This window comes from Nocardia sp. XZ_19_231, assembly GCF_015355705.1.
GTDB lineage: Bacteria > Actinomycetota > Actinomycetes > Mycobacteriales > Mycobacteriaceae > Nocardia > Nocardia salmonicida.
Genome location: NZ_JACUZI010000007.1, coordinates 168787 through 185185, shown reverse-complemented (window position 1 = coordinate 185185; position 16399 = coordinate 168787). Strand labels below are relative to the sequence as shown.

General features: G+C 68.1%; 18 protein-coding genes. 7 read left to right on the top strand and 11 right to left on the bottom strand.

Annotated features, from left to right (window positions below):
* The first annotated feature begins 20 nt into the window (after positions 1–20).
* Complete coding sequence (gene hisB, locus IBJ82_RS27840; RefSeq protein ID WP_194828998.1) at positions 21–638, top strand: imidazoleglycerol-phosphate dehydratase HisB; 618 nt, start codon at positions 21–23, stop codon at positions 636–638.
* Complete coding sequence (gene hisH, locus IBJ82_RS27835) at positions 635–1264, top strand: imidazole glycerol phosphate synthase subunit HisH (protein WP_056824708.1); 630 nt, start codon at positions 635–637, stop codon at positions 1262–1264. Before hisB ends, hisH begins: the two co-directional genes overlap by 4 nt.
* Position 1265: 1 nt before the next feature.
* On the opposite strand, the gene IBJ82_RS27830 is transcribed toward hisH, so the two are convergent.
* The 3 genes from IBJ82_RS27830 to IBJ82_RS27820 form a co-directional block, all read right to left on the bottom strand.
* Positions 1266–2279, bottom strand: coding sequence for an alpha/beta fold hydrolase (locus IBJ82_RS27830; protein ID WP_194828932.1), 1014 nt, complete (start codon positions 2277–2279; stop codon positions 1266–1268).
* A gap of 51 nt (positions 2280–2330) precedes the next feature.
* Positions 2331–3122: an AraC family transcriptional regulator gene (locus IBJ82_RS27825; protein WP_228537761.1), complete on the bottom strand. Its 792-nt coding sequence runs from the start codon at positions 3120–3122 to the stop codon at positions 2331–2333.
* A gap of 93 nt (positions 3123–3215) precedes the next feature.
* Positions 3216–4457: a DUF2786 domain-containing protein gene (locus tag IBJ82_RS27820; RefSeq protein ID WP_194828931.1), complete on the bottom strand. Its 1242-nt coding sequence runs from the start codon at positions 4455–4457 to the stop codon at positions 3216–3218.
* 211 nt (positions 4458–4668) lie between these two features.
* Here IBJ82_RS27820 and IBJ82_RS27815 point away from each other — a divergent pair, with 211 nt between their 5' ends.
* Complete coding sequence (locus tag IBJ82_RS27815) at positions 4669–5271, top strand: maleylpyruvate isomerase family mycothiol-dependent enzyme (protein WP_228537760.1); 603 nt, start codon at positions 4669–4671, stop codon at positions 5269–5271.
* A 37-nt stretch (positions 5272–5308) separates the two neighbouring features.
* Here the strand turns inward: IBJ82_RS27815 and IBJ82_RS27810 are convergent, their stop codons facing one another.
* The gene (locus IBJ82_RS27810) at positions 5309–6220 is read right to left on the bottom strand and encodes an RNA polymerase sigma-70 factor (protein ID WP_194828930.1); all 912 of its coding nucleotides are present in this window, start codon (positions 6218–6220) and stop codon (positions 5309–5311) included.
* Between the two features lie 166 nt (positions 6221–6386).
* On the opposite strand from IBJ82_RS27810, the gene IBJ82_RS27805 reads away from it, so the two are divergent.
* The 4 genes from IBJ82_RS27805 to hisF all read left to right on the top strand — a co-directional run bounded on the left by IBJ82_RS27805 (position 6387) and on the right by hisF (position 9341).
* The gene (locus tag IBJ82_RS27805; RefSeq protein ID WP_194828929.1) at positions 6387–6896 is read left to right on the top strand and encodes a carboxymuconolactone decarboxylase family protein; all 510 of its coding nucleotides are present in this window, start codon (positions 6387–6389) and stop codon (positions 6894–6896) included.
* Between the two features lie 62 nt (positions 6897–6958).
* Positions 6959–7690 (top strand): bifunctional 1-(5-phosphoribosyl)-5-((5-phosphoribosylamino)methylideneamino)imidazole-4-carboxamide isomerase/phosphoribosylanthranilate isomerase PriA, encoded by a 732-nt coding sequence (priA, locus tag IBJ82_RS27800; protein WP_056824696.1) that lies wholly within the window; start codon positions 6959–6961, stop codon positions 7688–7690.
* Between the two features lie 8 nt (positions 7691–7698).
* Positions 7699–8520, top strand: coding sequence for an inositol monophosphatase (locus IBJ82_RS27795; protein ID WP_194828928.1), 822 nt, complete (start codon positions 7699–7701; stop codon positions 8518–8520).
* 5 nt (positions 8521–8525) lie between these two features.
* The gene (gene hisF, locus IBJ82_RS27790; protein WP_194828927.1) at positions 8526–9341 is read left to right on the top strand and encodes an imidazole glycerol phosphate synthase subunit HisF; all 816 of its coding nucleotides are present in this window, start codon (positions 8526–8528) and stop codon (positions 9339–9341) included.
* Positions 9342–9485: 144 nt separating this feature from the next.
* On the opposite strand, the gene IBJ82_RS27785 is transcribed toward hisF, so the two are convergent.
* The 7 genes from IBJ82_RS27785 to IBJ82_RS27755 all read right to left on the bottom strand — a co-directional run bounded on the left by IBJ82_RS27785 (position 9486) and on the right by IBJ82_RS27755 (position 16226).
* Positions 9486–10643 carry an acyl-CoA dehydrogenase family protein gene (locus IBJ82_RS27785; protein ID WP_194828926.1) on the bottom strand — a complete coding sequence of 386 codons (1158 nt, stop codon included), beginning with the start codon at positions 10641–10643 and terminating at the stop codon, positions 9486–9488.
* A gap of 87 nt (positions 10644–10730) precedes the next feature.
* Entirely contained in the window at positions 10731–11477 is a 747-nt protein-coding gene (locus tag IBJ82_RS27780; RefSeq protein ID WP_194828925.1) for a hypothetical protein, read from the bottom strand.
* Between the two features lie 74 nt (positions 11478–11551).
* The gene (locus tag IBJ82_RS27775; protein ID WP_194828924.1) at positions 11552–12808 is read right to left on the bottom strand and encodes an ABC transporter substrate-binding protein; all 1257 of its coding nucleotides are present in this window, start codon (positions 12806–12808) and stop codon (positions 11552–11554) included.
* A complete protein-coding gene (locus tag IBJ82_RS27770; RefSeq protein WP_194828923.1) occupies positions 12798–13850 on the bottom strand; it encodes a branched-chain amino acid ABC transporter permease in 1053 nt (350 codons plus the stop codon). Before IBJ82_RS27770 ends, IBJ82_RS27775 begins: the two co-directional genes overlap by 11 nt.
* Positions 13847–14725, bottom strand: coding sequence for a branched-chain amino acid ABC transporter permease (locus IBJ82_RS27765; protein ID WP_194828922.1), 879 nt, complete (start codon positions 14723–14725; stop codon positions 13847–13849). The genes IBJ82_RS27770 and IBJ82_RS27765 overlap by 4 nt, the downstream gene beginning before the upstream one ends.
* Positions 14722–15471, bottom strand: a complete 750-nt coding sequence (locus tag IBJ82_RS27760; protein ID WP_194828921.1) for an ABC transporter ATP-binding protein — start codon at positions 15469–15471, stop codon at positions 14722–14724. The genes IBJ82_RS27765 and IBJ82_RS27760 overlap by 4 nt, the downstream gene beginning before the upstream one ends.
* A complete protein-coding gene (locus IBJ82_RS27755; protein ID WP_063056259.1) occupies positions 15468–16226 on the bottom strand; it encodes an ABC transporter ATP-binding protein in 759 nt (252 codons plus the stop codon). The genes IBJ82_RS27760 and IBJ82_RS27755 overlap by 4 nt, the downstream gene beginning before the upstream one ends.
* Between the last annotated feature and the right edge of the window lie 173 nt (positions 16227–16399).

Here is a 16399-nt window from a genome sequence, read left to right as displayed (position 1 = left end):
ATCCACCTGTGGAGGAACACATCATGAGCAGAACAGCGCGGGTGGAACGCGTCACCAAAGAGTCCTCGATTCTGGTGGAGCTGAACCTCGACGGCACCGGGCAGACCGAGATCTCCACCGGGGTGCCGTTCTACGACCACATGCTGACCGCACTCGGTGCGCACGCCGGGTTCGACCTGGTCGTGCGGGCCGAGGGTGACATCGAGATCGAAGCCCACCACACGGTCGAGGACACCGCGATCGTGCTGGGGCAGGCACTCGGTCAGGCGCTGGGCGACAAGAAGGGCATCCGCCGCTTCGGCGACGCGTTCATCCCGATGGACGAGACCCTCGCGCACGCCGCCGTCGACGTGTCCGGTCGGCCGTACTGCGTGTTCACCGGCGAGCCGGAACACCTGGTGCACACCATCATTCCCAGCGCGGGTCCCGGCGCTTCGTACTCGACCGTGCTCAACAAGCACGTCTTCGAGTCGATCGCGCAGAACGCTCGCATCGCCCTGCACGTGCGGGTGCTCTACGGCCGCGACCAGCACCACATCACCGAGGCCGAATTCAAGGCTGTCGCGCGGGCTCTGCGCGCCGCTGTCGAGATCGACCCGCGGGTCACGGGTGTGCCGTCCACGAAGGGTGTGCTGTGAGATCCGTTGTTCTGCTCGACTACGGTTCCGGCAACCTGCACTCCGCTGAGCGCGCGCTGGTGCGTGCGGGAGCGCAGGTAGAGGTCACCGCCGATCCCCAGGCCGCGTTGGCGGCCGACGGACTCGTCGTCCCCGGTGTCGGCGCGTACGCGGCCTGCATGGCCGGGCTGCTCGCGGTGCGCGGTGACCGGATCATCGGCCAGCGCCTGGCCGGTGGGCGTCCCGTGCTCGGCATCTGTGTCGGCATGCAGGTCATGTTCGACCGCGGCGTCGAGTTCGGCGTCGAGACCGAAGGCTGCGGCGAATGGCCCGGCACGGTCGCGGGCCTCGACGCCCCCGTCCTGCCGCACATGGGCTGGAACACGGTGAAGGCCCCCGCCGACAGCACCCTGTTCGCCGGCATGGACGCCGACACCCGCTTCTACTTCGTCCACTCCTACGCGGCCCAACAGTGGGAACTGCCCGAAAACGAGCACATCGCCTCCCCGAAGCTCACCTGGGCCGAGCACGGCGTGCCGTTCCTGGCCGCGGTCGAGAACGGACCACTGTCCGCCACCCAATTCCACCCGGAGAAGTCCGGCGACGCGGGTGCGCAGTTGTTGCGCAACTGGATCGGATCGCTGTAGTTCAGGCGGTGCGCGGGTCTGACGCCGTCGACTCCACGGTCTCGCCCGGGGTGTAAAACCTTTCCACGGCGTTGTCGATGTGCTGATGCCGCAGGAAGTCACGGACCGGTGCCGCGCAGCGGGATGCGTCGTCGAACCATGGGGCGTGGCCGCCCGGAACGACCGTGAGATGTGCGTCGGGGATCTTCGCAACGGAGGGTCGCGCCTGATCGGGTGAGCTGAACACGTCCTCCGCGCCCCAGACGAACAGCGTCGGTGTGTCGATTCGTGCGAGTTCGTCCTCGGTCAGGACGTTCTCGGGGCGTGGGGTGCGGCCGTGCATCAGTCGGCGGAGCAGGGCTCGGTAGGCCGCGGCTTGTCCTGGTAGGCGCAGCGGAAGGCGGTGCAGGTCGAGCATGTCGTCCGACATCGCGCGGGCCGCGTTCGCGCCGAGTGCCTCGGTGAGGGCGAAACGTGCGATGAACCGGGGGGACGGTAGTCGCATCAGGCTCTGGTCGAGTCGGCCTCGGATCGGGGAGGTCAGGGATTCGAACTCGGCGATGCCGCGGGAGCCGGGCAGGGCGGTGGCGGGCGTCGCGACAATCGCTGCCCGCGATACTCGGCCGGGCGCGTCGAGTGTCGTCCAGAGTGTGAACAGCCCACCCAGGGAGCTGCCGACGAACGAGGCCTGTGCTATTTCGAGTGCGTCGAGAGTGCCGGTGACCACGTCGACCGCCAGTTCGCGGACTGTTCGACCGTGCCAGGAGTACGGCGGAGCGAGGCTGTGGCCGGGAAGGTCTATCAGGATGTGGCGAAAACCGGGCAACCCGGCGATCAGGGGTGCCATGCCCATAGCGGGCGCTGAGATGCCGTTGATGTGGATCAGTGGCTCACCCTTCCCGGCTGTCAGGACCCGCACCTGCACCGAAGGATCGACCAGCCTCAGCATGGTTTCTGTGATCGTCAGTCCGTAAGTGTGTGCCACACGGCGTTCGGCCGCGCGGATCCGCTGCTCGAGTTTCCGAAAATTGCTCATGTGACCACTGTCGGGCCTGCGTGCGGACGGCGTCTTGGACGAATGTTCCCCTCAGGTGGCCGCGAGGGTGCCCGGGGTGATTCCGGCGAAGGTCGACATGTCGCGGTGCAGGTGCGATTGATCCCAATAGCCGCATGCCACAGCAACGTCAGCGGCGGGGCGGCCTGCTAGAAGCAGGTCGAACGCGCATCGGAATCGGACCACCATCGCGGCCCGTTTGGGTGTCACGCCGACCTGGGCGGTGAATCTCGACCACAGGCGTTTGCGACTCCAGCCGGTGAGCTCGGTCAGCTCCCTGACCCGCACGTCGCCGCTGCCCGCGACAATGCGGTCCCACGCCGCGACGACCTCCGGATCGGCAGTCCTGGTCGACGCGCGCAGGGTGAGAAACTCGGAGGTCAGCGCGAATCGCTGCGCCCACGTTGCTGTTTCGGCCAACTGCTCGCGCAGCAGCGGCGCCACCGAACCCCAGACGTCGTCGAGGCCGATCATCGTGCCGGTCAGGTCGGCCGGCGCGACACCGAGCAGGCGGTAGGCGGTGATCGGCGACATTCGCAACTCGACACAGTCGACGCGCGCCGCGTGGACATGGCGGATTCCCGGGTCCAGCCCGGCGACCAGTCCGTCGAACGTGGACTGCTGATCAGGGCCTTCGACAGTGAGTGGACTGTCACCGAACTGGATCACCACAGTGACATCCGGTCGGGCGAAGATCCGCATATCGCACCCGGCGGATCCGTGATCGCGGAATCCGTCCATCGCGACATCCGCCGACGCTGTTGCGGTCGACCGCGCCATCTCCCAGCCGACGTCCAGCTCATGGTCGGACATGAGGGGCCGCATACCTCGAGCGTACGAGCGTGGTTGTCGGCCTGGCAATATCGCGCCGAATCTCACCGGGCCGAACGCAGCGCAATTCCTCAGCGATCGCCGGGGTCAGGGTTTGTCGACGTCGGCTCGGTCGGCGGCTTCGGTGCCCGCGGTCCAGCCTTCGGCGCTGCGGATGGTGATGCCGCGGGTGCGGACGGTGGGGAAGTAGGTGTCGAAGGCTTTGTCTACTCGCTGTTGGTGGGTGGCCAGGACCGGGAGTAGGTGGGTGGGGTCGGGGGAGTCGGCGATGGTTGCTTCGGCAGCCTCGGCGAGGCGTTCGCCGATGCGGGTGGCGTAGGCGGTGAGGAAGGCCTTGCGGTAGTGGCGGGAGCGGGATTCCTCGGTGGTGGCGTTGTCGACCATGGTGCGGGTGGCTTGGACGAGCAGGGAAGTCGACAGGATTTCCACGGCGTCGAGGTCGGGGTCGTCGCCGACGATCGTGACGAAACCCCAGTCGGCGACGAAGATCGCGCGGGAGCGGTTGGCTCGGGTGACCATGTCGATGAGCAGGGCTTTGGCGTCGGTGTAGGGGGTTTCGAGCCAGAGGCGGCGGGCGGCGGGGAGGTCGGGGTCGGTGCGCCGGGAATCGATCAAGGCGCGGTCGATCGCGTACTTGGTCATCAGTTCCTGTGCCTTGGCGGACAGGGTCTCGGCTTCCTCGGCGAAGGACGTCGACTCGGCTTTGGCAAGCAGGCCGCGGACTCGGCCGAGGGTTTTCTCGTCGACGTGGTGGTGGGTGACGGTCTGCCCGCGGGTGCCGGGGAGCGGAACGATCTGCTCGAGTTTCGGGAGTTGGATGAGCAGGGCCAGCGCGGTGAGGGCCGACTCGAGGGCCTCGTCGTCGGTGAGCAGTGCGCGGTCGGCCCACTGTTCGAGGTGGGAGCGCTCGGCTGTCCACCACACCGTGGCGCCCAGTTCGTCCAGTTGGGCCTGCCAGATCTCGTCGACTGACTCGGACGCGAAGCCGACCCGGTGTTCGGCCAGCAGATCGGTCAGATAGCCGACCGCGAACTCGTCGACCCGCCTGCGCGCGGCCTCGTGCACATCCATGGGCAACCAGCCGAACTCGAAGGCGCGGGCGATGATTCGTTGTGCGGCGAGCTGGACCCCAGCGGCCGGCTCCGCGCCCGCTACCTGTTCGACGAACCTCTTGATCGCGATCTTGTCGCCCTGTGCGGCGAGGAAGGCGACGGTCGCGATCGCGTCGGCGACCTGCGACGGATCGCGCGACAATGCGGCATCGATCGGGAGTCCGGGAGCGGCTGTCGGCTTGCGACCGGTCCGGCGCCGACGATTCTGCTTGGCCAAGGTATGCGCCGATCCTGTTCGTGGAGGGGAAAGCGGACAGCGGAGGAGAAGTTCGCGGCGTTCATTGTCGCGCATCGCCGCACGGTCGGCTTCGACGCGTCGGTCCAGGTCAACGGCCTTGGACGGATCACGGATCGTAATCACACCTCGCCCAGAAGAATCCGACCGTGGAAGGATTCGCCGAGGCGATCGGTCCGATTAGGGTGGCGGTATGAGTTATCGGGGGATGCTGGTCGACGAACGGGCCGAACTGGTGGAGCTGCTGCGGGGGTTGAGCGAGCAGGAATGGGAGACGCCGTCGCTGTGCGAGGGATGGCGGGTTCGCGATGTCGTGGGGCACCTGATGCAGGACACGCTGAGTCCGCTGAGCTACGCGGGGGTGGTGCTGAAGAGTCGCGGCTCGGTGAGTCGCACCAATAACGCTCTCGCGCAGTCGTTCTCGGGTCTTTCGACCGAGCAGTTGGTGGACAAACTCGACAAGGAGTCGGGTCGGCTGTCGAAGTATTCGCCCCGGCTCATGCTCTCCGACCTCGTGGTCCACCACCAAGACATCCGGCGCCCGCTGGGCCGTCCTCGCACCATCCCCGCCGATCGCCTCATCGCGGTCCTTTCCTACCCCGATCCCTTCGCCTTCCCCGGCAGATACACCAAGGGCCTGCGTTTCGTCGCCACCGACGTGTCGTGGTCCTCGGGCAATGGCCCGGAAGTTCGCGGCCCGGGCGAGGCCATCGCCCTGGCCGTCGTCGGCCGCACCGTCGCCCTCGACGATCTCACCGGCGAGGGCCTGCCCGAACTCCGCCGCCGCTTGCCCTGACCCACCTCGACGAGATCGCGCCGCGGTGCCGATCGGCTCAGCGCCGCAGCGCGGTCTCCGTCTCCGTTCGCGACAACTTGTCGGGATTGCGCACGGAGTAGAGCCCGGTGATCCGACCGTCGTCGACGCGCACCGCGAACACCGTGTCGATCGTGCCGTCGAGTCGAAGGATCAGGGCCGGGTGGCCGTTGAGCTGGGCCGGTTCGACGGTCATCTCGGCGCCGATCCTCGGCACACTGGCCGTGAGCAAGGCGGCGACCAGGTCGGCTCCCACGATGGGCGAGAGTGCGGCCTGTTTGATTCCGCCACCGTCGCCGAGGAAGACGACATCCGGCGCGAGTAGGTCGAGCAGGTTCTGGAGATCACCGGTTTCGATCGCCCGCTGGAATGCCGCGAGCGCTTCGCGGGACTGGCTCGCGGACACGATCCCGCGCGGTCGGCGGGCAGCGACGTGGGCACGCGCTCGGTAGGCCAGCTGGCGGACGGCGGCCGGGCTCTTGTCGACGGCGTCGGCGATCTCGTCGTAGTTCAGATCGAATACTTCGCGCAGCACGAACACCGCCCGCTCGATCGGTGCCAGCGTCTCCAGGACCAGCAGCATCGCCATCGAGACGCTCTCGGCCAACTCGACGTCCTCGGCCACATCGGGCGTGGTCAGCAGCGGTTCGGGCAGCCAGGGGCCGACATAGGTCTCCTTGCGGCGGCCGAGCGTGCGCAGGCGATCGAGCGACTGGCGGGTCGTGATCCTGACCAGATACGCGCGCTGGTCACGCACCGCGGCGAGATCGACTCCCGCCCAACGCAGCCAGGTTTCCTGCAGGACGTCCTCGGCGTCTGCGGCCGAGCCGAGCATCTCGTAGGCGACGGTGAACAGCAGATTGCGGTGGGCGACGAACACCTCGGTCGCCGGGTCCTTCGCTGTGCCGTCGGCTGTCGTGTGCGGCGCCATGGGTCGCTCCTGTTTCCGCTCGGGTGTGTCACCACCAGACGCCGGCCACCGCCGTGGCGTAACACCGACGCGCCATGGCATGGGTCACGCCGGGCACGTGTTACGCGGATCCGGTCGTCGCCGTCTCATGGTCGTTCGATTCAGCACAACCAGTGAGGAACACGTCATGGAACCCCGATTCAACCTGTTCGATACCGCGGTCGGCGCGAAGTTCGCCAAGCGGTTCGCCAACGCCGGCCTGGCCCTGCTCCAGTCGAGCCTGCCGAAGACCACTCAGGATCTGGTGATGTTGCGCGCCAGCCAGATCAACGGCTGCGGCTACTGCACCGACGCGCACAGCAAGGATCTGGCGCACGCGGGAGAGGCCGCGACGCGGATCAACCTGGTCGCCGCGTGGCGCGAGTCCACCGTGTTCACCGAGGCGGAGCGCGCCGCCCTGGCACTCGCCGAGGAAGGGACCCGCGTCGCCGACGCCGCGCAGGGCGTGTCCGACGAGACCTGGGCCCAGGTGCGCGAGCACTACGACGACGAACAGCTCGCCGCCTTGGTCGCGGTGGTGGCGCAGATCAACGCGGCCAACCGGCTCGGGGTGATCCTGCGTCAGCAGGGCGGCTCCTACGAGCCCGGCATGTTCGAAGTCGCGGCCGACCGAGCGCGCACGGCAGGGTTCGCGTGACACGGGCCTCACCGCCGCGGACCGTTGCGGGAACGCGGACACAGACCTACTAGTCTGAATGGGTGAGTCTTGTGCTGTTGCCCGCTGTCGATGTCGCCAATGGTGAGGCCGTGCGCCTTGTGCAAGGGGAGGCCGGTAGCGAAACGAGCTATGGGTCGCCTCGGGACGCGGCATTGGCGTGGCAGCAAGCGGGGGCCGAGTGGGTGCATCTGGTCGATCTGGACGCGGCCTTCGGCAAGGGAAGCAATCGCGAACTGATCGCCCAGGTCGTCGGCGAGCTCGATGTGAAGGTCGAACTGTCCGGTGGTATCCGTGACGACGACTCGCTGAAGGCGGCGCTGGCGACCGGGTGCGCGCGGGTGAACATCGGCACCGCGGCGATCGAGAACCCGCAGTGGTGTGCCCGGGTACTGGGCGAATACGGCGACCGGATCGCGGTCGGGCTCGACGTCAAGCAGATCGACGGACAGTGGCGCCTGCGCGGCCGCGGCTGGGTGACCGACGGCGGCGACCTGTGGGAGGTGCTCGAACGCCTCGAGCGCGACGGGTGCGCGCGCTATGTCGTCACCGACGTCTCCAAGGACGGCACGCTGACCGGGCCGAACCTGGAACTGCTGAGCGAGGTCGCCAACGCCGCCGAGGCGCCGGTGGTCGCCTCCGGCGGTATCTCGGTGCTCGACGACCTCGTCGCCATCGCGGGTCTGGCCGACGACGGTGTGGAGGGCGCGATCATCGGCAAGGCGTTGTACGCGGGCCGGTTCACGCTGCCGCAAGCGCTGGCCGCGGTGCGCTGACACCACTGATGACCGCCACGCCGAGCACTGCCGAACTGACCGACCTGCTGACCGTCGCCACCCAGATCCTGGACGGCGTGGTGCCGCGCTTCGTCGAAGGACTCGGCGCGCCGAGCGCGGTGACCAAGGGCCGCAACGACTTCGCCACCGAACTCGATCTCGAGCTGGAACGCACCATCTCCGCCGAACTCGAGCAACGCACCGGGATCGCGGTGCACGGCGAGGAATTCGGTGGACCCGCGCTCACCTCGGGCACGGCCTGGGTGCTCGATCCGATCGACGGCACCTTCAACTACTCCTCCGGCCATCCCATGTCGGGCACGCTGCTGGCACTGGTGCACGAAGGCGAGCCGGTGATCGGCCTGACCTGGCTGCCCATGCTCGGCCGCCGCTACGCCGCGGTGACCGGGGGGCCGGTGTACCTCGACGGTGTGGCGTTGCCGCCGCTGGCACCGGGCAGGCTCGCCGACTCCATGATCGGGTTCGGTGCCTTCAACCTCGACTCGGCAGGCCGCATCCCCGGCCAGTTCCGGTTCGACCTGCTCGGTGCGCTGAGCCGGTTGTCCTCGCGGATGCGTATGCACGGCGCGACCGGCATCGACCTGGCGTTCACCGCGTCCGGGGCGCTCGGCGGCGCGGTCGTGTTCGGGCATCATCCGTGGGACAACGCGGCCGGGGTCGCGCTGGTGCGCGCCGCGGGTGGCGTGGTCACCGACCTCGCCGGCGCACCGTGGACCATCACCTCCGGCTCGGTGCTGGCCGCCGCGCCGGGCGTGCACGAGGAACTGCTGGAAATGATTTGCACCGTCAGCGAAGAAGAACGAGGGTGAACCGCATGACACCGCGCACCGACGAACGAGCGAGCACCACGGCGCCGAGCACCCTGGCGGTCCGCGTGATCCCGTGCCTGGACGTCGACGCGGGTCGTGTGGTCAAGGGCGTGAACTTCCAGAACCTGCGCGACGCGGGCGATCCCGTGGAACTGGCCGCGACCTATGACGCCCAGGGCGCCGACGAGCTGACCTTCCTCGACGTCACCGCCTCCACCGGCGACCGCGGCACCATGCTCGACGTGGTGACGCGCACCGCCGAACAGATCTTCATCCCGCTCACCGTCGGCGGCGGCGTGCGCACGGTCGAAGACGTCGACCGGCTGCTGCGCGCGGGCGCGGACAAGGTGTCGGTGAACACCGCCGCCATCGCGCGCCCCGAAGTGCTGTTCGAGATGTCGCAGCGCTTCGGCGCCCAGTGCATCGTGCTCTCGGTCGACGCGCGCACCGTGCCCGAGGGTCAGCCCGACACCCCGTCCGGCTGGGAGGTCACCACGCACGGTGGCAAGCGCGGTACCGGTATCGACGCCGTCGAATGGGCCATCCGCGGCGCCGAACTCGGCGTGGGCGAGATCCTGCTGAACTCGATGGACGCCGACGGCACCAAGGCCGGTTTCGATCTGCCGATGATCACCGCGGTGCGCGCGGCAGTACGGGTGCCGGTGATCGCCAGTGGCGGCGCGGGCGCGGTCGAACACTTTCCGCCCGCCGTGCACGCCGGTGCCGACGCGGTGCTGGCCGCGAGCGTGTTCCACTTCGGCGACCTCACCATCGGTCAGGTGAAGGACGCGATGCGCGCGGACGGCATCACCGTTCGCTGACGCGAGCTCGGGTCGCGGCTCCGGCCGAATTCGCCTGACGCCGAGACTCTTCAGACGATGGAATCACCGTGCGTCGATCGCGATGACTCGCGATGGATCCCGGTGTCGTCACCAGCGACGTCGCCGAGGCGCCATGCCCCGGCCTCACAGGCCCATCCCGGCGGCGATGATCGTGCGGAGGACGTCGCTGGTGCCGCCCATGATGCGGTCGATCCGGTGGTCGGCGTAGAGGCGGGCGATGGGGGAGTCCGCGAGATAGCCGATGCCGCCGTGCAATTGGAGGCAACGGTCGATCACCCGCCCCGCCGACTCGGTGCAGAAAAGTTTGGCCGAGGCCGCGTCGGCGGGGGTCAGGTCGCCGCGGTCGTAGGCGGCGAGCGCGCGGTCGACGACCGCCTCGACGGCATCGACCTCGGCGCGGCAGGCGGCCAGTTCGAACCCGGTGTTCTGGAAGCTCGCCACCGAGTGCGCTGACGCGGTGCGCTCGGCGGTGAAGCGGTGTGCGAAACGGACCGCTGCCCTGGCTTGCGCGTGGGCACCGACGGCGATGGTCAGCCGTTCCCGTGGCTGCTGCGCGGCGAGATGGGCCTGGCCGCGGTGCGCCTGGCCGAGGCGATCGCTCACCGGCACCCGCACATCGGTGAAGGTGAGTTCGGCTGTGTCGGAGACCTTTCGGCCGAGGGTGTCGAGTGCGCGGCCCACCCGGTACCCGGGCGCCGTGGTATCGACGACCAGCAGCGACAGGCCATAGGAGGGGTCCTCGGAATTCGGGGACGCGGTGCGCGCGCACACGATGACGCGGTCGGCGTGTACACCACCGATGACGAACGTCTTCGAACCGTTGAGCAGGTATTCGGTGCCGTCCAGCGACAACGGCGCGGTGGTCCGCATCCCGGCGGGCTCCGTGTCGGTCCCCGGTTCGGCGACCGCGAGCGCGAACATCGTTTCACCGGTGACGAATCCCGGCAGCCAGCGCTGCCGCTGTTCGGCGGTCGCCAGCTCGTCGAGCAGCGGCAGACAGCGCGACACGTGGGCGCTCGAACCACCGAAAGACACTGCGGCGCGGGCGATCTCCTCGGCGAGCACGGCGCGGTAGCGGATCGACTCGAGGCCGGAGCCGCCGTACTCGACGGGCACCTCCAAGCCGAGAATCCCGAGTTCGCCCAGCCGGTAATAGAATTCGCGCGGCACCCGTCCCTCGTCGTACCACTTGCCGAAACTCGGCACGACTTCGTCCTCGATGAACGCGCGCATCGACGCCCGGAAGGCGCGATGCTCGGCATCGAAAACTGTTCTGCGCATGAGATTCCTAACCGGCCGGCAACGGCCACGAGCCGGCCCGCCCGACGAGTTGATCGGGGGCGGGCCGGCGAGAACGGCGGTGGGAGACTACTTCGGCGGTGTGGGAACCGCGGGGTCCTTGCAGTACGCTCCGAGCTCGGCCGGGCACGGCGCGAGAATGGTGGAGAAGTACTGGTAGGCGGAGAAGACCGCCAGCGGGCCACCGACGGTGACCAGGCCGAGCATCGTGCCGACCGCGCCGAGCGTGGCCGCGCCGAGCACACAACCGGCCACCGTGGCGCCGACCCACGGCACCAGCAGCACGATCACCGGGCTGGCGATGGCCGCACCCGCCGCACCGCCGACCAGACAGCCGATGCCGCCGCCGACCACCGCGCCGACGATGGCCGCCACGGCGCCACCGACGCCGAGGCGTTGGCTGAGCACGCCGAGCGCGGCTTGATCACGCGGGGTGAAGGACTCGGCGATCTGCTGCGCGGCCGCATCCTGGGTGATCACGTTCGTGGCCGCGGCCACCGGGGCGCCGTTCTCCTTGGACGGTGTCAGGGTCGCGGTGCCGCCGTCGATGGTGGCCGCGATCGGGAACACCTTGTCGTCCATGCGGTAGGTCAGCGGCAGGGCGGCGACCGGAGTGTCGGCGCCGGTGGTGAGCAGCAGCTGGCCGTCGACGATGTGCAGTTTGCCGTCGGTGGCCAACACCGCGGAGTCACCCTGCCTGCTCACCTCGTAGCGCACCTCGGTCTGCGGTGCCGGATCGGCATTGCCGGTCCCGGTGCTGACGCACAGCGCCAGCGCGGTCATGGCCGCCGTGGCCAGAGTGGTTGACAACTTCATATTCGGATCCTCATCGTTCGGATATTTCGAAAAGCCGCGCACGCTGGGCTGCGCTGCGCAACGTCGAGGGGCGACTACTTGCCGGTGGTGTCGATCAGGCCGCCGTCGGTCAGCGACCAGTGCTCGCCGACGAAGGTCTGGATACCGACGGCCTGGAGCGGATAGCCGTCGTTGGCACCGGTTTTCATCGAGATGCCGGGGAGCATCAGGTCGGCGGAGACGTTGTCGAGCGAGCGCATCGCGTCACGCAGGCCCTCTCGCGTCGGGCACTTCGCCGCTTCCATGGTCTTGCGGAAGCTCTCGGCCATCGTCCATCCGGCCATGGCGTGCTGGTTCTCCGGATCGGCGCCGGGGGCGTACTGAGCCAGCTTGGATCGGTAGGTCTGCATGCCCGCGTCGGTGGCCCAGCGCGGGTCGGCGGCGTCCTTGAGGAATGCCGCGGTCACCGTGCCCTGGACGTTGGGTAGCCCCACCGGACGCAGGGTGGCCATGGTGTTGGAGACCACGGCGAGCACGTGCAACGGATTCCAGTCGGCGTTGCGCACATCGGCGGCCAGTGCCTGCGAGGCGAACTTCGGCGTCGAGAAGTTCAGCAGCACATCGGCTTTGGAATTGGCCAGGTTGCGGACCTGGGCGTCGACGGTGGGGTCGGTGACCTCGAAGCTCTGTTCGGCGATCACCTTCACCCCGCTGCCCGCGACGCCCTCGGTGAACGCCGCGAGCAGGTCCTTACCGAAGTCGTCGTTCTGGTAGAGCACCGCCACGGTGGCGTTCGGCCGCTGCGCCTTCACGTACTGCGCGTAGGCCAGACCCTCGGTGCGGTAGCTGGGCTGCCAGCCGATGGTCCACGGGTGCTCGGTGCCCGCACCGAATTTGTTCGCCCCGGTGGCGACGAAGACCTGGGGCACCTTGCGCTGGTTGAGGTAGTCGGTGACCGCCGAAGAGGTTGCCGTGCCGAGGGTTTGGAACACCGCGAACACTTGGTCCTGTTCGACCAGGCGGCGGGTCTCCTCGACTGTCTTCGGCGGCTGGTAGCCGTCGTCGCGGACGATGTACTCGACTTTGCGTCCGTCGATGCCGCCCTGCTCGGCGTTGATGTAGTCGAAGTAGGCCTTGGCGCCCTTGGGGACCTCGCTGTAGGCCGAGGCCGGACCCGACAGCGGGTACGCCCCGCCGAGTTTGATGGTGCTGTCGGTGATTCCGGTGGTCTGCTGACCCTGGCAGTCGCCTTGACCGACGGAGCCGGTCTCCTCGCCACGACCACCACACGCGGTGAGGGTCGCGAGAAGCGCGGCCGTTACACCGATGGAGCGGATTGCCCTAGTGCGCATGAATTTTCCCTTTCCGGACACGATGTCCGAGCCATTGCGTCCACTGGGTGGCCAGGCCGGCCAAACCCTTCGGCGCGAGGTACATGACCGCGATGATCAGCAGTCCGAAGATGACGCCGGGTGCGGCTTGGTTGACGTCCTGGGCGAAGCTGGGCACGAACATCACGAACAGTCCGCCCAGTAGCGGGCCCCAGGTGGTGCCGAGCCCGCCGACGACCAGTCCGGCCAGCAGGGTGATCGACAGTGTCAGCGCGAAGGAGTCCGGCGAGACGAACGCGATCACCCAGGTGTAGACACAGCCGGCCACACCGGCCAGCAGCGCGCTCCAGGCGAAGGCGAGCGTTTTGTAGTGCGCCAGGTTCACCCCGAGCACCTCGGCGGCGATCTCGTTGTCGCGCATGGCGTGTAGTGCGCGGCCGACTCGTGAGCGCAGCATTCCGGCGACCAGTACGAAGCTGAGCACGGTGGTGGCCAGTGCCAGGAAGTACAGCCACTGGTCCTCGGCGAGGCCGGTCCACGCGGGCGGTACCGGCTTGTCGACGACGAGTCCCATCGAGCCACCGGTCAGGCCGTCGAACCGCTTGAGCAGGGGGACCAAGAAGATCGCGATCGCCAGAGTGACCAGCGCCAGGTACAGCCCGCGCAGTCGCAGCGCCGGGACGCCGAGCGCGAAACCGAGGATGAAGGTGATGGCCGCGGCGATCGGGATGGTCGCGAAATACGGTGTGTCCCAGCGCTCCATCGCGATCGCGGCGGTGTAGGCGCCGATCGCGAAGAAAGCGCCGTGGCCGAGCGAGATCTGGCCGGTGTGACCGACCAGCAGGTTCAGGCCGAGCAGGGTGACCGCGTAGATCATCGCCATGGCCAGCTGGAAGGTGTGGAAGGGCACCAGCTGGAAGGGGGCGACGCAGGCCAGCAGGAGAACTCCGGCCGTCGCGATGATCGGCCAGCGCAGCGTCGTCAGTCGGTGCGGGATCGGTTTCGCGACCGGCGTTGCCGAAGGAGCTGCCGAAGGCGTAGCCGCAATGTTCACTTCGCTCATACTCTTTCCACCGCCGCGTGTCCGAACAGACCTTGCGGGCGCAGCAACAGCACGCCCAGGATGATCACCAGCGGCACACCGATCTTGAGTTCGGTGCCGATCGCGTCGACGTAAGCGCCGGTGAGGGTTTCGGCGACGCCGACGATCAGTCCGCCTGCCACCGCGCCGCCGGGGGAGTCGAACCCGCCCAGCGTCGCCGCCGCGAAGGCGTAGATCAGGACCCCGCCCATCATGTTGGGTTCGAGGAACAGCAGCGGCGCCGACAGCACGCCCGACACCGCTCCGACCAGCGCGGCCAGACCCCAGCCGAGCGCGAGCACGGTGCCGACCCGGATCCCGACGAGTTTGGCCGACTGCGGGTTACACGCCACCGCCCGCATCGCGAGCCCGATCCTGGTGTAGCGGAACAGCAGATACAGCAGCGCCATGACCACGGCGACGACGAGCAGGACGCCGAGACTGCCGTAGCCCACGCTCAGGCCGCCACCACGCAAAGCCCCCTCCGGGAAGGGATTCGGGAACGATTTGGTCTGATACGACCAGATCCAGCCCGCGGTGGCGTTGATGGTGAAGAACAGTCCGACGGTGACGATCACCAGGGTGATCTCGGGTGCGCCCTCGACCGGACGGATCACCACCCGTTCGATCAGCATGCCGCCGGCGAAGGAGATGGCGAGGGTGAGGATCAGCGCCGCCCAGAACGGCATGATCTGGCTCAGCTGCCAGGCCAGGAACGCCGAGAACATGGCCAGCTCGCCCTGGGCGAAATTGACGATCCCGGTGAATCGGTAGATGAGCACCAGCGCCAGCGCGAGACCCGCGTAGATAGCGCCCGCGGACAGACCCTCGACGAGTTGCTGCAGGAATTCGATCACGGCTTCACCTGGATTCCCAGGTAGGAGCGGGTGACCTGCTCATCGGCCCTGATCTGCTCGGCCGTGCCCGACAACACGATGCGCCCGGTTTCCAGGACGTGCGCCTGCTGGGCGACACTGAGCGCCAGGTGGGCGTTTTGTTCGACGACGATCACCGTGGTGCGTTCCTCTTCGTTGATAGTGGCGACGATCCCGAACAACTCCTGGGTGACCAGCGGTGAGAGGCCGAGCGAGGGTTCGTCGAGCAGCAGCATGCGTGGCCGCAGCATCAGCGCCCGGCCGATGGCGAGCATCTGCTGCTGGCCGCCGGACAGGCCGCCCGCGGCGTCGCGCTGTTTGTCGCGCAGGATCGGGAAGTAGTCGTAGACGCGGCGCAGGTCGGTTTCGACGGCGGCGCGGTCACGGCGGGGGTAGGCGCCGAGGCGCAGGTTCTCTTCGACGGTGAGCGGGGCGAAGGTGCCGCGCCCTTCGGGAACATGAGCGACACCGAGGCGCGCCATCGATTCCGGTGCGCGACCGGAGACTTCGTCACCGTCGAGGACCAGGCTGCCGCGAACCTTGATCATCCCGCACAGGGCGCGCAGCAGGGTGGTCTTGCCCGCGCCGTTGGGGCCGAGGATCGCGCACACAGTGCCCTGCTCGACCGAGAAGCTGACGCCGTGCAGGACTTTCGCCGCACCGTAACCGGCATGCAGATCGGTGACTGTCAGAAACGCGTTGTCGGCCGTCGGCCAGTGCTCGCTCATGCCGAAGCTCCCAGGTACGCGCGGATGACGGCCGGATCCTGCTGCACCGCTTCGGGTTTGCCCTCGGCGATCACCTGGCCGAACTCGAGGCAGATCACCCGATCGCAGGTGCCCATCACGAAACCCATGTGGTGTTCGACGACGATCACAGTGAGCGCGAGGTCGGCCTGCAGGCCGCGCAGGCGGGCGGCGAATTCGTCCACCTCCCCGTGGCTCAAGCCGTTCACCGGTTCGTCGAGCAGCAGCAGTTGCGGCCGCACCGCCAGCGCTCTGGCGAGTTCGATGCGTTTGAGGGTGCCGAAGGGCAGGCCGGAGGCCGGGTGGTCGGCGACCGCGGTCAGGTCGAGGCGTTCGAGCAGTTCGTCGGCTTCGGCGCGCAGCAGCTTTTCTTCCTTGCGGACCTTCGGCAACCGCAGTCCGGCTGATACGAAGCCCGCGCAGGCCCGGTGGTGCGCGCCGACGAGGACGTTCTCGCGCACCGAGAGGCGGGGGAACAGGCCGAGGTTCTGGAAGGTGCGGGCGATGCCGAGCGCGGCCAGCGCGTCGGGCCGCACCGTGGACAGATCGGTGTCGAGGTAACGCATGGTGCCCGACGTCAGCCGGTTGCGCCGGGTCATGCAGTTGAACAGGGTGGTCTTGCCGGCGCCGTTGGGTCCGATCAGGCCGACCATCTCGCCGGGAGCGACCGTGAACCCGACGTCCTGTAAAGCGGTGATGCCGCCGAAGCGCACCGTCAGGTTGGTTATCTCGAGCATGTGGAGAACAGTAAGACCGCAGGTCGGAGCCCACATCGGACGTTGCGGACCAAGAACTCGGCCCGGTGCTCGTCTGCTGCGGACAGTGTGACGTGGTTGACACTGTGGGCGCGTTGCCTGCACACTCCCGAAACATGTCAGCTGGATCACGTTTATCCGTTTCGACCGAGTCT

Bases quoted from the DNA above. Each gene is read 5' to 3' on its own strand.
- IBJ82_RS27830 (WP_194828932.1), bottom strand. From the start codon at position 2,279: ATGAGCAATTTTCGGAAACTCGAGCAGCGGATCCGCGCGGCCGAACGC.
- IBJ82_RS27825 (WP_228537761.1), bottom strand. From the start codon at position 3,122: ATGCGGCCCCTCATGTCCGACCATGAGCTGGACGTCGGCTGGGAGATG.
- IBJ82_RS27815 (WP_228537760.1), top strand. From the start codon at position 4,669: ATGAGTTATCGGGGGATGCTGGTCGACGAACGGGCCGAACTGGTGGAG.
- IBJ82_RS27810 (WP_194828930.1), bottom strand. From the start codon at position 6,220: ATGGCGCCGCACACGACAGCCGACGGCACAGCGAAGGACCCGGCGACC.
- IBJ82_RS27805 (WP_194828929.1), top strand. From the start codon at position 6,387: ATGGAACCCCGATTCAACCTGTTCGATACCGCGGTCGGCGCGAAGTTC.
- IBJ82_RS27795 (WP_194828928.1), top strand. From the start codon at position 7,699: ATGACCGCCACGCCGAGCACTGCCGAACTGACCGACCTGCTGACCGTC.
- hisF (WP_194828927.1), top strand. From the start codon at position 8,526: ATGACACCGCGCACCGACGAACGAGCGAGCACCACGGCGCCGAGCACC.
- IBJ82_RS27785 (WP_194828926.1), bottom strand. From the start codon at position 10,643: ATGCGCAGAACAGTTTTCGATGCCGAGCATCGCGCCTTCCGGGCGTCG.
- IBJ82_RS27780 (WP_194828925.1), bottom strand. From the start codon at position 11,477: ATGAAGTTGTCAACCACTCTGGCCACGGCGGCCATGACCGCGCTGGCG.
- IBJ82_RS27775 (WP_194828924.1), bottom strand. From the start codon at position 12,808: ATGCGCACTAGGGCAATCCGCTCCATCGGTGTAACGGCCGCGCTTCTC.
- IBJ82_RS27770 (WP_194828923.1), bottom strand. From the start codon at position 13,850: ATGAGCGAAGTGAACATTGCGGCTACGCCTTCGGCAGCTCCTTCGGCA.
- IBJ82_RS27760 (WP_194828921.1), bottom strand. From the start codon at position 15,471: ATGAGCGAGCACTGGCCGACGGCCGACAACGCGTTTCTGACAGTCACC.
- IBJ82_RS27755 (WP_063056259.1), bottom strand. From the start codon at position 16,226: ATGCTCGAGATAACCAACCTGACGGTGCGCTTCGGCGGCATCACCGCT.